At 60.6% G+C, this 13,183-nt stretch carries 12 protein-coding genes; 4 read left to right on the forward strand and 8 right to left on the reverse strand.

Annotated elements, in window-relative coordinates:
- The 3 genes from GJ700_RS26305 to GJ700_RS26315 all read right to left on the reverse strand — a co-directional run bounded on the left by GJ700_RS26305 (position 1) and on the right by GJ700_RS26315 (position 3,685).
- Positions 1-1,077 (reverse strand): ABC transporter permease, encoded by a 1,077-nt coding sequence (locus GJ700_RS26305; RefSeq protein WP_154379592.1) that lies wholly within the window; start codon positions 1,075-1,077, stop codon positions 1-3.
- Entirely contained in the window at positions 1,074-2,609 is a 1,536-nt protein-coding gene (locus GJ700_RS26310) for an ABC transporter ATP-binding protein (RefSeq protein WP_154379594.1), read from the reverse strand. The genes GJ700_RS26305 and GJ700_RS26310 overlap by 4 nt, the downstream gene beginning before the upstream one ends.
- An 80-nt stretch (positions 2,610-2,689) precedes the next feature.
- Entirely contained in the window at positions 2,690-3,685 is a 996-nt protein-coding gene (locus GJ700_RS26315; RefSeq protein ID WP_154379786.1) for a BMP family lipoprotein, read from the reverse strand.
- 725 nt (positions 3,686-4,410) lie between these two features.
- Between GJ700_RS26315 and GJ700_RS26320 the strand changes: the two genes are divergently transcribed.
- From GJ700_RS26320 to pcp, 4 genes are all read left to right on the forward strand, one after another.
- Complete coding sequence (locus tag GJ700_RS26320) at positions 4,411-6,684, forward strand: TonB-dependent receptor (protein ID WP_154379596.1); 2,274 nt, start codon at positions 4,411-4,413, stop codon at positions 6,682-6,684.
- 155 nt (positions 6,685-6,839) lie between these two features.
- Positions 6,840-7,574, forward strand: coding sequence for a DUF969 domain-containing protein (locus tag GJ700_RS26325; RefSeq protein ID WP_229507260.1), 735 nt, complete (start codon positions 6,840-6,842; stop codon positions 7,572-7,574).
- Positions 7,571-8,521 carry a DUF979 domain-containing protein gene (locus GJ700_RS26330; protein ID WP_371868134.1) on the forward strand — a complete coding sequence of 317 codons (951 nt, stop codon included), beginning with the start codon at positions 7,571-7,573 and terminating at the stop codon, positions 8,519-8,521. The genes GJ700_RS26325 and GJ700_RS26330 overlap by 4 nt, the downstream gene beginning before the upstream one ends.
- A gap of 13 nt (positions 8,522-8,534) precedes the next feature.
- A complete protein-coding gene (gene pcp / locus GJ700_RS26335) occupies positions 8,535-9,203 on the forward strand; it encodes a pyroglutamyl-peptidase I (protein WP_154379600.1) in 669 nt (222 codons plus the stop codon).
- Positions 9,204-9,208: 5 nt separating this feature from the next.
- Here pcp and GJ700_RS26340 read toward each other — a convergent pair whose 3' ends face one another.
- The 5 genes from GJ700_RS26340 to GJ700_RS26360 form a co-directional block, all read right to left on the reverse strand.
- Positions 9,209-9,394 carry a hypothetical protein gene (locus GJ700_RS26340; RefSeq protein WP_154379602.1) on the reverse strand — a complete coding sequence of 62 codons (186 nt, stop codon included), beginning with the start codon at positions 9,392-9,394 and terminating at the stop codon, positions 9,209-9,211.
- On the reverse strand, positions 9,384-9,974 hold the full coding sequence (locus tag GJ700_RS26345; RefSeq protein WP_154379604.1) for an ATPase: 591 nt from the start codon (positions 9,972-9,974) through the stop codon (positions 9,384-9,386). Before GJ700_RS26345 ends, GJ700_RS26340 begins: the two co-directional genes overlap by 11 nt.
- A gap of 70 nt (positions 9,975-10,044) precedes the next feature.
- The gene (locus GJ700_RS26350; protein WP_154379606.1) at positions 10,045-10,947 is read right to left on the reverse strand and encodes a LysR family transcriptional regulator; all 903 of its coding nucleotides are present in this window, start codon (positions 10,945-10,947) and stop codon (positions 10,045-10,047) included.
- Positions 10,948-10,960: 13 nt separating this feature from the next.
- Entirely contained in the window at positions 10,961-11,881 is a 921-nt protein-coding gene (locus GJ700_RS26355; protein WP_154379608.1) for a pseudouridine-5'-phosphate glycosidase, read from the reverse strand.
- A gap of 4 nt (positions 11,882-11,885) precedes the next feature.
- The gene (locus GJ700_RS26360; RefSeq protein WP_371868135.1) at positions 11,886-13,001 is read right to left on the reverse strand and encodes a carbohydrate kinase; all 1,116 of its coding nucleotides are present in this window, start codon (positions 12,999-13,001) and stop codon (positions 11,886-11,888) included.
- Between the last annotated feature and the right edge of the window lie 182 nt (positions 13,002-13,183).

The following is a 13,183-nucleotide window of genomic DNA, read 5'->3' on the forward strand; positions in this document are numbered from 1 at the left end:
TTACCCCTTCTTGGCCAGTTTGACGATGACGGGCGCGTACAGGTTTTCCATCGCGCCGCAGAACAGGATGATCAAGCCCTGGATGAAGATGAACGTCTCGGTCGGGATGTTCGGTTTTTCCAGCGACAGGTCGAAGCCGCCCTGGATCAGCGCGCCGAACAGCACGGACGACAGGAAAATGCCGACCGGATGCTGGCGGCCCATCAGGGCAATCGCGATACCGACGAAGCCCGCGCCGCCGACAAAATTCAGCGACAGATAGTGCGTCGAACCCATGATGGAGTTGACGGAACCCAGGCCCGCCAGCGCACCGGAAATCGCCATCACGGCGATGATCATGCCGGAGATTTTCACGCCCGCGTAGTGCGCCGCATGTTTATTGAGGCCCGTGGCGCGCAGCTTGTAGCCCCACGGCGAACGCCACACCATGACGCCGTAAATCGCCAGCGCGGCAATCGCGAACAGGAAGCTGACGTTGAGCGGCGTGTCGCCCAGCACGGGGAACCACGTGTTCAGGCGCGGCATCTCGGCGGCGGCGGAGAATACGCGCGACGCCGTGTTTTGTTCGCCTGGTGGAATCAGGTATTTGACGATGATGAAGTTCATCAGCGATGCCGCGATGAAGTTGAACATGATCGTCGTCACCACGATGTGGCTGCCGCGCTTGGCCTGCAGATAGCCGGGCAGGAAGGCCCACAACGCGCCAAACACTGCGGCGCCGAGGATGCCGACCGGGATCAGCAGCCACCACGGCAGCGAAGCGTCCAGCGCCAGCATGGCCAGGGTCAAACCGAGGCCGCCGAAATACATCTGGCCTTCCGAACCGATGTTGAACAGGCCGGCCTGCATGGCGATCGACACGGACAGACCCGTGAAGACAAACGTCGATGCGTAGAACAGCGTATAGCTCAAGCCTTCCGGATTGACGATGGCGCTGTTGACGAGGATGCGCATCGAATCGACCGGGTCTTCGCCCAGTAAATGGATCACCAGCGCGGCCACCAGCAGCGCGGACAACAGGTTCAGGACGGGCAGGACAAAGGCAGTCGCCCAGCGTGGCATATCGTTAGTCGTCATGATTTATGCATGCCCCCCATCAGCAGACCGATGCGAGTCGTGTCGAATTCGTCGATTTTCAATTCCCCCGTGATGCTGCCGCCGCACATCACGAGGATGCGGTCGGCCAGCGCGCGCACTTCTTCCAGTTCCACGGACACCAGCAGGATGGCCATGCCGGCATCGCGCAGCGCCAGCAACTGCCGGTGGATCGCTTCGATGGTGCCGATGTCCACGCCGCGCGTGGGCTGGCCCACCAGCATCAGCTTGGGATTGGCCAGCACTTCGCGGGCAATCACCACTTTTTGCTGGTTACCGCCGGACAGCAGGCCGATACGCAAGTCCGGATTGGCCGGGCGCACGTCGAATGTCTTCAGCAAGCCGGCGCAGCGCTCGGCAATGCCCTTGAAGTCGATCAGGCCCCAGCGGTTCTTCAGCGCCTTGTCGTCCTGGTGGCCGAAGAATGTGTTGTGCATGACGGAGAAACCCTTGATGACGCCGTCGCGCAAGCGGTCTTCCGGCACATGGCCGATGCCCAGTTCGCGGAACGTGCGGGGCAAGCCGTCGGCATCGCTCCGTCCCGCGAAGGGCAGGGCCTTGCCTTCGAAATCAATTTGTCCCGAGGTCGGCAGGCGCATACCGGACAGGATTTCCATCAATTCGCTTTGGCCATTGCCGGACACGCCGGCAATGGCGACGATCTCGCCCGCGCGCAGCGTGAAATTGAGCTTGTTCAGCAGGGCGACGCCGTTGTCGTCCCGGAGTTCCAGGTCGCGCACTTCCAGCACCGGCTTGCCGGGGTTATAGGCGGCGCGCGGCAGGTTGTTTTCGATCGGGCGGCCCACCATCATGTTGGCCAGTTCTTCCTTCGACGTTTGCGCCGTCTGCACCGCGCCCACGACTTTCCCGCCCCGCATCACGGTCACGGTATCCGTGATGTCCATGATTTCCTGCAGCTTGTGCGTGATGAGGATGATGGTTTTGCCCTGTTCCTTAAACAGGCGCAGGATCTCGAACAGCGACTCGGTTTCCTGCGCCGTCAGCACGGCGGTCGGTTCGTCCAGGATCAGGATATTGGCGCTGCGGTAAATCTGCTTGAGGATTTCCACGCGCTGCTGCGCACCCACCGACAGATCCTGGATGGTCGCCAGCGGATCGACGTCGAGCCGGTAGCGCGTGCAGATGTCGCGCAGCGTCGCTTCCACGCCCGCGCGCTGGCCGGCCAGCTTGAAGCCGCCTTCGGCGCCCAGCATCACGTTGTCCAGCACCGTCATGTTTTCAACCAGCATGAAGTGCTGGTGCACCATACCGATGCCGAGCCGGATCGCTTCGTGGGAACTGTGGATGGACTGGACTTGCCCGTCGAGCAGGATATCGCCGCTGTCGGCGCGGTAGTATCCGTACAGGATGCTCATCAGGGTCGATTTGCCGGCGCCATTCTCGCCCACGAGGCCGTGGATGGCCCCCTTGGCAATCGAAAAGCTGACGTCCGTGTTCGCTTTCACCGCCCCAAATTGCTTGGAAATGCCGCGAAATTCTACTGCTGGGTGCATAGGATCACTGGAATGGGTTGGGGATTAAAAAACGCGCCGAACGGGAAGACCCCGCCGGCGCGTTCTCTTGTGTTACATGATCAGGCTGGGCAGTTGGCGCCAGTGCGGATGTCGATGACCTTGACTTTGCCATCGATAATATCCTTGCGTGCAGCCGTGACCTTTTTCTCGATCTCAGGCGTGATCAGCTTGCGGTTGTGTTCGTCGAGCGCCCAGTCCACGCCGCCTTCCTTCAAGCCCTTGGCGGTGACGCCCGCTTGCCACGTGCCATTCTTTTGCTGCATGAACGAGTCGTACACCGCGTTACCGACGTTCTTGACCATGGAGGTCAGCACGGAACCTGGATACAGGCCGTTCTGGTTCGAGTCCACGCCGATCGACAGCTTGCCTTTTTCCTTGGCCGTTTGCAGCACGCCGTTGCCGGAACCGCCGGCCACGGCGAACACCACGTCGACGCCGCGTTCAAATTGCGAGCGCGCCAGTTCGCCGCCCTTGGCCGGGTCGTTCCAGGCGGCGGCAGTGGTGCCGACCATGTTCTGGATGACTTCGGATTTCTTGTCGACGGACTTCGCGCCCTGCGCATAGCCGCAGGCGAACGTGCGGATCAGCGGGATGTCGATGCCGCCGATGAAGCCCAGCTTCTTGGTTTTCGACGCCATGGCGCCGGCCACGCCGGCCAGGTACGAACCTTCTTCTTCCTTGAAGGTGATCGAGTTGACGTTGGCGCCTTGCGCCACGCCGTCGATCAGAACGAAGCGTACTTTCGGGAATTCCTTGGCAACCTTTTGCACCGCCTGGGTTTGCGCGAAACCGATGGACGCGATCAAGTCCAGGTTCTTGCGGGCCAGGCCGCGCAGTACCTGCTCAGCCTGCGTATCGCTGCTGGCCTGTACTTCGATGAATTTGATACCGGTTTCTTTCTGGAAGCGCGACGCACCTTCGAAAGCGGACTGGTTGAACGACTTGTCGAACTTGCCGCCAGCATCGTAGACGATGCCCAGCTTCGGGTCTGCGGCGAATGCGCCGGCAGTCACGCACAAAGCGGCAACGGCTACGGAGAGTTGTTTGATTTTCATGATCATGAGTTGGCTCCCTGGAAGTTCGGTATTGTATATTTTTTGGGGCTGGAAAAATCTCTTTTAAGAGCTTTTGCCACGCCAAACGCCTGATTTATAGTGATTTTTTTATCTATTTAGCACGCCCGTGCCAAAGTTGCGGATTTGGCTGCGGTTACCGCGGTTACGTAATATCTACTTTTGGTTAAATTGTTTCAGGGGCATGTGGTGCCGATGCAACAATTTTGAAACAATTTTTATTCCAGTGTTTGTGGCTTTTTTACAAATCCCCTATTTTCGTGATAGTAAATCGACACGAAAAACAGGTGCATTATTGTCGCCACCTGCGCCGCTTTTCCCGCCCTCACAAGCCGTTCTCCTCTGAGGAAACTTCCATCTAGCATTTTCCGGGCGCGCTGCATAGCGCTTGGGCAGTCCCTTACTATGCATGAGCGCATATATGTATGGCAAATACGTTTTTCGTTAGTTATTTATATGTTGAAAATATAAATAAGAAAGGGATTTCCGTAATTTTCCGTCAAAACATTTCGTGCTAGGATGCGCCCTTACGTCGTTTTTTCTTTGCTTTTTGCAAAGCTTTGCGAGGTATTGAACGGAACACCCAACGTTTCGCATGCCGCACACCGCCGAAGGTGTGGTTTGCGGCGGCAGCGTTATCGGACCCACGAAGTCCGCTTACAGAATTTTTAAAAACTGGTGTTGCACCCCCCACAAGGAGTTGGTTTATGACGAAGACGTACACGTACGCGAGCCGTACGCTGATCGCACTGGCAGTCGCCGCTGCATTCCCCCTGCACGCCGCTTACGCGGATGAAGGACAGGGCCAGGAAGCCACCGCGCCGGCCGCCGCACCTGCTGCCGCGAAAAAGACGGACGGCCAGCTGGAAACTGTGATCGTGACGGCGCAGCGCCGCGCCGAAAATATTAAAGACGTGCCGATGGCCATTGCTTCCGTCAAGGGCGAGAAGCTGGAGGTGTTGACTTCCGGCGGCCAGGATATCCGCTTCCTGGCGGGCCGTTCCCCATCGCTGAACGTGGAATCGGACTTTGGCCGTACCTTCCCGCGCTTTTACATCCGCGGCCTGGGCAACACCGACTTCGACTTGAACGCATCCCAGCCTGTGGGCTACGTGATGGACGACATCGTGATGGAAAACCCGATGCTGAAGGGTTTCCCCGTGTTCGACGTGGACCAGGTCGAAGTGCTGCGCGGCCCGCAGGGCACGCTGTTCGGCCGTAACTCGCCGGCCGGCGTGATCAAGCTCGATTCCGCCAAGCCCGTGTTCAAGACCGAAGGCTACGCCAACGTCGGCTTCGGCAAGGATAGCGTGCGCAACATCGAAGGCGCCTTCAACGTGCCGCTCTCCGATACCGTGGCCATGCGCTTCTCCGGCCAGACCCAGCACCGCGACGACCGCGTGCACAACCCGCGTCCGACCGGTACCCAGGATTTCGAAGGCTATGACGACAGTGCGGCCCGCATCCAGGTGCTGGTCAAGCCGACCAAGGACTTCAGCGCCCTGTTCAACGTGCATGCGCGCACCATGAACGGCAGCGCCACGCTGTTCCGCGCCAACATCCTGAAAAAAGGCACCAACGACCTGGTCGATGGCTTTGACTACAACAGCTATCCAACCGACGGCGTCAACGAACAGTGGCTGCGCACCCGTGGCGCCAACGCTCGCCTGCGCTGGGATCTGCCGGGCGTGACGCTGCACTCGATCACCGGCTATGAAACCCTGAAGCTGTTCAGCCGCGCCGACGTGGATGGCGGCTACGGCGCGTCGTACGCGCTGCCGATGGGCCCGGGATTCATCCCGTTCCTGGTTGAAACCGCCGACCTGATGCCGAACCACCGCCAGTTCTCGCAAGAGTTCCGCGCCGAATCGCAGATCGCCGGCCCGCTGCAGTGGATCGCAGGCGCCTACTACTTCAACGAAGGCATCCAGATCGATTCGATCAGCTTCGACTCGCTGGGCAAAGGCAATCCGCAGAACCCGTACTATGCGCGCCAGTTCCAGAACACGGAATCGTATGCGCTGTTCGGTACGCTGAACTACACCGTGTCCGACCGCCTGAAAGTGCGCGGCGGCCTGCGCTACACCAAGGACAAGAAAGACTTCCTGGCGCTGCGCGTGGAAAACCGCACCGCATCGCACGGCTTGAACAGCGACTCCACCAACCTGAGCTGGGATGTCAGCGGCACCTACACGGTGGACAAGGACACCAACGTGTTCGCCCGCGTAGCGACCGGCTACCGCGCCCCTTCCATGCAGGGCCGCCTGTTCGGCCTGGACAGCCTGCCAACCATGGCTGGCGCGGAAAAAGCGCTGTCGTTTGAAGCGGGTGTGAAGGAAGACTTGTTCGACCGCCGCGCGCGCCTGTCGGCCACCGTGTTCCACTACCGCGTGAAAGACAAGCAGCTGACCGCCGGTTCGGGCAGCGTCAACCAGAACGTGCTGGTCAACGCCGACAAGGCCATCGGCCAGGGTATCGAACTGGATATGCAGGCTAACCTGGGCGGGGGCTTCACCGGCAGCTTCGGTTCCAGCTACAACGACACCGAGATCAAGGACGCCGGCCTGTTCGTATCGCCATGCGGCGCTCCATGCACCGTGACCAATCCGACCGCGATCCGCAACGGTTCGACCGTGGCTTTCGTCAACGGCAACCCGCTGCCGCGCGCACCGAAGTGGCAGCACAACTTCACGCTGAAGTATTCGACCGACCTGGGTAACGGCGAGCTGTATGCGTACACCGACTGGACCTACCGCAGCACCTACAACATGTTCCTGTACTCCGCCAAGGAATACACCGCCAAGGCCCTGACCGAAGGCGGCCTGCGCGTGGGCTACAAGTGGGACAAGTATGAAATCGCTGCTTACGGCCGCAACATCACGAACCGTATCCAGTCCGTCGCCGCGATCGACTTCGACAACCTGACCGGTATCGTCAACGAACCGCGCACCTACGGCGTGCAGTTCAAGGCAACGTTCTAAACGTGTAGTTGCCGCCATGCGTGCACGATGGCGGCAGTTGAACATAGTCGCGCCGCGCGCACGACCGCATTCCGAGCCTGCACATCGCAACATGTGCAGGCTTTTTTTATGCGCAGGCTGCGTTACCATATGCGCTCCCCACATAAGGAGACGTCATGCAGTCAGCAGTGAACTTATGGCCCTTGCTGGGCGTGGCCGTGATCGTACTGGGATTCGTGCTGCGCGCGCATCCGATCCTGGTGGTGGTGGCCGCCTGTTTCACGACGGGACTGGCGGCGGCCATGCCGATGGAGGCCCTGCTGGCGTCGCTGGGCAAGGCGTTCATCAAGACCCGCAATCTCCCCCTGATTTACTTATTGCCGCTGGCGGCCATCGGCTTGCTGGAGCGGTTCGGCTTGCGCGAACATGCGCAGGCCGTGATCGCCAAAGTGCGCGGCGCCACGGCGGGCCGTATCCTGATGGTCTACCTGACCGTGCGGGAAGCGGCCGCCGCGCTGGGGTTGACGAGCCTGGGCGGCCACCCGAACATGGTGCGTCCGCTGGTGGCGCCGATGGCGGAAGGGGCGGCCGAATTGCGCCACCCCGGCATCAGCGAACGGCTGCGGTTCAAGGTTCGGGCGATGGCGGCCGCCACCGATAACGTGGGGCTGTTCTTTGGCGAAGATATCTTCGTCGCCTTCGGCGCCATCGTGCTGATGCAAACCATCCTGCGCGGCGAGGGTATCGAAGTCAACCCGCTGCACATCGCCGTCTGGGGCATTCCGACGGCCGTCTGCGCGTGGGTGATCCACGCGTGGAATTTGCGGCGGCTGGACCGGGAACTGGAGCGGGAAATGGTGGCCGCCGCCCAGTCGGCCGTGGCCGGCGCACAGCAAGGGAGCGCGCTGTGATCTTCAAGCTCGATTACTTTTATGTGCTGCTGGGCGCCATGCTGGCGTTGCTGTCCGTGTTGACCGTGCTGGATAAAACCAATCCCCGCCGCTGGAGCACCGCGCTGTTCTGGGTGCTGTACGCCACGGCGTACCTGGGTGGCGAAGTATTGCCGCCCGTGTGGGCGGGCGCGCTGATGGTGGCGATGGCGCTGCTGGCGGGGTTCGGCGGCGTGCGCATGGGCAAGCCGTCCGTGTTGCCCGAATCCGAGCGGCGCGCCAGTGCGCAACGCCTCGGGCACAGGCTGTTCATCCCGGCGTTGATTATCCCGGCCGTCACGATGGCGTGTTCGACCCTGCTGAAAGACGTGAAAATCAATGGCCTGTTCCTGTTCGACCAGAAGCACCTGACGTTGGCCGCGCTGGGCGTGGCGTCCGTGATCGCGCTGGCCATTGCGTGCCGCACCTTGCGCACCACGCCGCTGCAGGGCGCGCGGGAATTCCGCCGGCTGGTCGATGCAATGGGCTGGGCCATCGTGCTGCCGCACATGCTGGCGGTACTGGGGTTGCTGTTTTCCGAAGCGGGCGTGGGCAAGGCCGTGGCGCACGTCAGCACGTCGTACATCAACATGGACTGGAAACTGGTGGCGGTGTCCGTCTATTGCGGCGGCATGGCGCTGTTCACGATCGTGATGGGCAATGGTTTTGCCGCCTTCCCCGTGATGGCGGGCGGTGTCGGCATTCCCGTGCTGGTGGGCGTCTACCATGGCAATCCCGCCGTGATGGCGGCGATCGGCATGTTTTCCGGTTATTGCGGAACCCTGATGACGCCGATGGCCGCCAATTTCAACGTGGTGCCGGCGGCGCTGCTGGATTTGCCGGACCGGCATGCCGTCATCAAGGCGCAAATCCCCACGGCGCTGCCGCTGCTGGCGGCGAATATACTGCTGCTGTATTTCCTGATGTGATAGCGAGCCTGCCATGACGAAAAAGACTGTATTGCTGACCGGTTTCGAGCCGTTCAATAAAGAACCCATCAATCCCGCGTGGGAAGCTGTGCGGTCGCTGGCTGGCTGGGGAGAGGAGGGCTTCACGGTGGAAGCGCGCCAACTGGCCTGCGTGTTTGGCCAGTCGATCGCGGAAATGGCGGCCGCCGTCAATGAATACAATCCTTCCATCGTGATCGCGGTGGGGCAGGCGGGCGGGCGCTGCGACCTATCGGTCGAACGCGTGGCCATCAATGTCGACGATGCGCCGATCCCCGACAACCTGCAGCGCCAGCTGGTCGACCAGCCGGTGATACCGGATGGTCCGGCGGCCTATTTTTCCACGTTGCCCATCAAGGCTATCGTGCATGAATTGCGCGCGGCCGGCTTGCCGGCCTCCGTGTCGCAGACAGCCGGCACGTTTGTCTGCAACCACGTGTTTTATGGCTTGATGCACATTGCCGCCACGCGCCAGAAGGCGGGTGGCTTTGCGCCGATGCGGGGCGGGTTCATCCACATTCCCTACCTGCCACAGCAGGCGGCGCGCCATCCGGGCGCGCCCAGCATGGCGCTGGACGATGTGGTGGAGGGATTGAAGATTGCGGTCAAGACCGCGCTGACGGTGGATTTGGATGTGCGGGAGTTTGGCGGCGCCACGCACTGAGCGTATCAGGGCCGGGTGGTGGTGGTTTTCGTAATCGGCTCCGCAGCGGTTGCATCGCTGACCAATTTTCCGTTCAGGGAGTACCAGTTAGGGATACCTAATTGACGATTTCTGGCCTGCGCCTCCCGGACCGCTTCGTTGCCTATACGGGCGAAGTGGGCTGACCATCGTTCATTCTTATTAGTCTTCATGACTTACTTCCTCGGTTAGTGCTGAGAATTTTGCCCACATGTTAGCATCATAAATCTCCCAGTTATCGTTTTCTGACTCGGCAACGATCAGGAAGGATTCACCGCCATTAAAAACGATTAAGCTGCGGTCTGAAAGTGGACGATAATGTTGCCAAAAAACGGGGAACACACGGCGAAATCTTCTGCGCACGTCAGCTTCCGGCACATCGTGTCCTCCTTGAGCAACTCGCTCACTGATTCTTCGAAGGCATAGCTCTTCGCTATCCAGGAAAACCAGAATGCTGGTGGTTTCGTATCCGGTTGTGCGTGCCTTGGCAAGGCTACGGGCCAAGCTCGCTCCCGCCAATGTCGATTCAATAACAAGTGACTGCCTGCTTGCCAACGCATGAGAAAGTCGGCGGCTGAATTCTCGTCCGGCTGCGACTCTTACCGTAAATGGATCAGCTGGAGATAGTTCAAATGCAATGTCGTCAGCGCCGAGATACGGGATGCCTACCTTTTCCGCATAGCTGCGAGCAAACGTTGATTTTCCAGATCCGTTTGGTCCGCCTACGACGACCAGTTGAGGATGAGTATCCATAGGGTGTCGAGCAGTGAATCGCTAAAACGACATCATAGCAGGCAGCCCTAAATTAAGGCGCTTGTTGGTGTTATGCCGTCGGCGGCTTCAGGATGTTCAGGAATGCCCGCACCACCGGCGCATCGTCCAAGGTGGTGTACGTGATGTAGAGGTTGGCGGAAGGCGGATCGGTGCGGATCGGTACGAACACCACGCCCGGCCAGCCGATGCGGCTGGTGGTTTCCGGCAGCAGCGCCACGCCCAGTCCCGCGCCCACCATGGCCAGCAAGGTTTGCGGCTCGTTGGCTTCCTGGAAGATTTGCGGCTGGAAGCCGGCTTTCACGCAGCACTGGATCAGGTAGCGGGGGAAGGCCGACTTGTCCAGCGCCAGGGTCAGCATCGGTTCGTCCGCGATGTCCATCATCTCGATGGCGTCCATCTTGGCCAGCGGGTGGTGCTCGTTGATGGCCACGCAGATGTTTTCGCGGAAGCACAGTTCCTGGCGCAGGTTATCGTTTTTGAGGTCGTCTTCGTCCAGCTTGGGTTCGCGCCAGAAGCCGACGTCGATCTGCTTGGCGCGCAGCGCGTCGTACTGCACGGTGGGACCGTATTCGTGGATGGTCCACGTGACGCGCGGGTATTTGCTCTGGAATTCTTCCAGCATGGTGGGGATCGGGCCCCACATGGCCGAACCCACGATACCGACCCGCAGGCGGCCCACTTCGCCGCGGTCGATCTGGCGGATGGTGTCGATCGTCATGCGCATTTTCGACAGCAAATCCGCCGCTTCATTCATCAGCGCCTTGCCCGCCACGGTCAACTCGAATGTGCGCGTGGTGCGGGCGAACAATTTCACACCCAGTTCGCTCTCGAGTTTCATGATCTGTTGCGACAGCGGCGGCTGCGAAATGTGCAGCCGTTCCGCGGCGCGGCTGAAACTCTTTTCTTCTGCGACGGCGAGGAAGTAGCGTAACTGTTTCAGGTCGATGGACATGATGGAACTCGGCTTATGTTACGGGATGCTCCAGCAGGGCTCGGGCCAGTTCCGCACCCACCCTGGCATTGTTTTTCACCAGCGCGATATTGGTGGCCAGGCTGCGGCCCGACGTCAGCTGCTTGATACGGGCCAGCAGGAACGGGGTGACTTTCTTGCCCGCCACGCCCTGGTCGCGCGCTTCGTTCAACGCCTGGGCAATGATGGCGTCGATTTCATCTTTCGGCATGGCTTCGTGGGCTGGAACCGGGGCGCTGACGACGATGCCGCCCTTCAAGCCCAACTGCCACTTGGTGTGGATGAAGGCTGCCTGTTCGGCCGGCGTATCGAGCTGGAAGTCGCCGTGATAGCCGCTTTCGCGCGTGAAGAACGCGGGGAAGCCGGGCTGGCCCACGGTCACCACCGGCACGCCATGCGTTTCCAGGTATTCCAGGGTCAGGCCGATGTCGAGGATGGATTTCACGCCCGCGCACACGACGGCGACGGACGTTTGCGCCAGTTCCTGCAAGTCGGCGGAAATATCGAACGACGTCTCGGCGCCACGGTGCACGCCGCCGATACCGCCCGTGACGAACACGGGAATGTTCGCCAGTTCCGCGCAAATCATGGTGGCGGCCACCGTGGTGGCGCCCAGCTTGCCGGTCGACAGCACGTACGGCAAATCGCGGCGCGACACTTTCATCGCGTCCGGTGAATTGCCCAGCGTTTCCAGTTGGTCGTCCGACAGGCCGATGCAGATCTTGCCGCCGATGATGGCGATGGTTGCCGGCACGGCGCCCGCGTCGCGGATCAGTTGTTCCACTTCGCGCGCCGTCTGCACGTTTTGCGGATAGGGCATGCCGTGCGAAATGATGGTCGATTCCAGCGCGACGATCGGCTTGCCGGCCGCGCGGGCATTGGCGACTTCGGGCGAGAACAAAAGGAACTGGTGCATGGCGTTAATCCTGGAGCAGGGGTGTGAATTCGTTGATTTCGTCGAGGATGTCGGCGGCCAGCAACGGCGACACGGTATCCGGGCTTTCCAGGGTCATCGCGGCGACTTTCAGGCCACGGCGGCAAGCCAGCGACAAATCGCCGTTGCCCTGGTACAGCGACCAGCATACGCCGGCGGAAAACGCATCACCGGCGCCGGTGACATCGATGACGTCCACTTGCGGCGCAGGCAGCCAGGCCACGCCATCTTTGTGAGTGTAGTACACGCCTTCGCCGCCGCACGTGACGATCACGTCCTGCGCGCCTTGCGCCTGCACGTCGCGGCACGCCTGGCCGACGTCGTTTTCATCGGCCAGCTTGCGCCCCACGCGGGTTTCCAGTTCCGCGCGGTTCAGGATCAGCAGGCGGCAGCCGTGCAAATCCTGCGGCAGGCGCGCCATTTTCGGCTGCGAAACGGCGACGATGACCAGCGGCGCGGCGCCGACACGGGCGTCTTCCAGCAAGGTGGCGACACTGTCGACCGGCAGGTTCAGGTCGGCGACCACCATGGCGGCGGCGGTGCGCTGCGGTGCGCGGCTGGCAATGAAGCCGGGCGTCAACTGGTCGAACAGCGCCATATCGGCCAGGCCGAGCAGCAGTTCTCCACGTTCGTCGAGCACGGCGGTATAGGTGCCGCTGTACGTATTGGCGAGTTTCAGCGTGCCGCGCGTATCGATACCCGCATCTTCACCATGTTGTAACAGAGACAGTCCGGCGCCATCGTCGCCAATGGCCGTCAACAGGGAAGAGGGCAAGCCCAGGCGGGCTAGATTTTCTGCGATATTGCGCGCCACGCCGCCAAATACTTCTTCAGCGGTGGCAGGGTTGGAAGTCCCCATTTGCAGGGGGGCAATCGAGCGGAGTTTGCGGTCCAGGCAGGCGGCGCCGATGCACATGACCGGACGTTTGTCCGGCAATACGTAGGCACGGCCAAGCAGGCGGCGTTCACGGATAAGGCTGGCAATGTGGCCTGCCACGGCGGACCGTGACAGGCGCAGTTCGACCGCCAGGTCTTGCTGCGATACAAAGGGGTTGGCCCGTATCAGCTCGTATAACTGTTCCTTTTTGGATAGGTCGTTCACGGCAGTCTTCATGTTGGGTAAACATTTGTCGATCATTGTGGACAAATGTCCGCCGCGTGTCAATCGGTGTCTAATTGAGTATTTCCACTAATACGGTACCACCTATTTATACTTCGTTCGTATAAATGATGAAGAAAAATGGTATTTGCCATACATATAGCCAATACTGCATAGTAACGCTT

It is taken from the genome of Pseudoduganella rivuli, from assembly GCF_009674485.1.
GTDB lineage: Bacteria > Pseudomonadota > Gammaproteobacteria > Burkholderiales > Burkholderiaceae_D > Rugamonas > Rugamonas rivuli_B.

Coding starts and splice junctions, on each gene's coding strand:
- GJ700_RS26320 (WP_154379596.1), top strand. CDS start 4,411: ATGACGAAGACGTACACGTACGCGAGCCGTACGCTGATCGCACTGGCA.
- GJ700_RS26315 (WP_154379786.1), bottom strand. CDS start 3,685: ATGAAAATCAAACAACTCTCCGTAGCCGTTGCCGCTTTGTGCGTGACT.
- GJ700_RS26310 (WP_154379594.1), bottom strand. CDS start 2,609: ATGCACCCAGCAGTAGAATTTCGCGGCATTTCCAAGCAATTTGGGGCG.
- GJ700_RS26340 (WP_154379602.1), bottom strand. CDS start 9,394: ATGAAGACTAATAAGAATGAACGATGGTCAGCCCACTTCGCCCGTATA.
- GJ700_RS26355 (WP_154379608.1), bottom strand. CDS start 11,881: ATGCACCAGTTCCTTTTGTTCTCGCCCGAAGTCGCCAATGCCCGCGCG.
- GJ700_RS26325 (WP_229507260.1), top strand. CDS start 6,840: ATGCAGTCAGCAGTGAACTTATGGCCCTTGCTGGGCGTGGCCGTGATC.
- GJ700_RS26350 (WP_154379606.1), bottom strand. CDS start 10,947: ATGTCCATCGACCTGAAACAGTTACGCTACTTCCTCGCCGTCGCAGAA.
- pcp (WP_154379600.1), top strand. CDS start 8,535: ATGACGAAAAAGACTGTATTGCTGACCGGTTTCGAGCCGTTCAATAAA.
- GJ700_RS26305 (WP_154379592.1), bottom strand. CDS start 1,077: ATGACGACTAACGATATGCCACGCTGGGCGACTGCCTTTGTCCTGCCC.
- GJ700_RS26345 (WP_154379604.1), bottom strand. CDS start 9,974: ATGGATACTCATCCTCAACTGGTCGTCGTAGGCGGACCAAACGGATCT.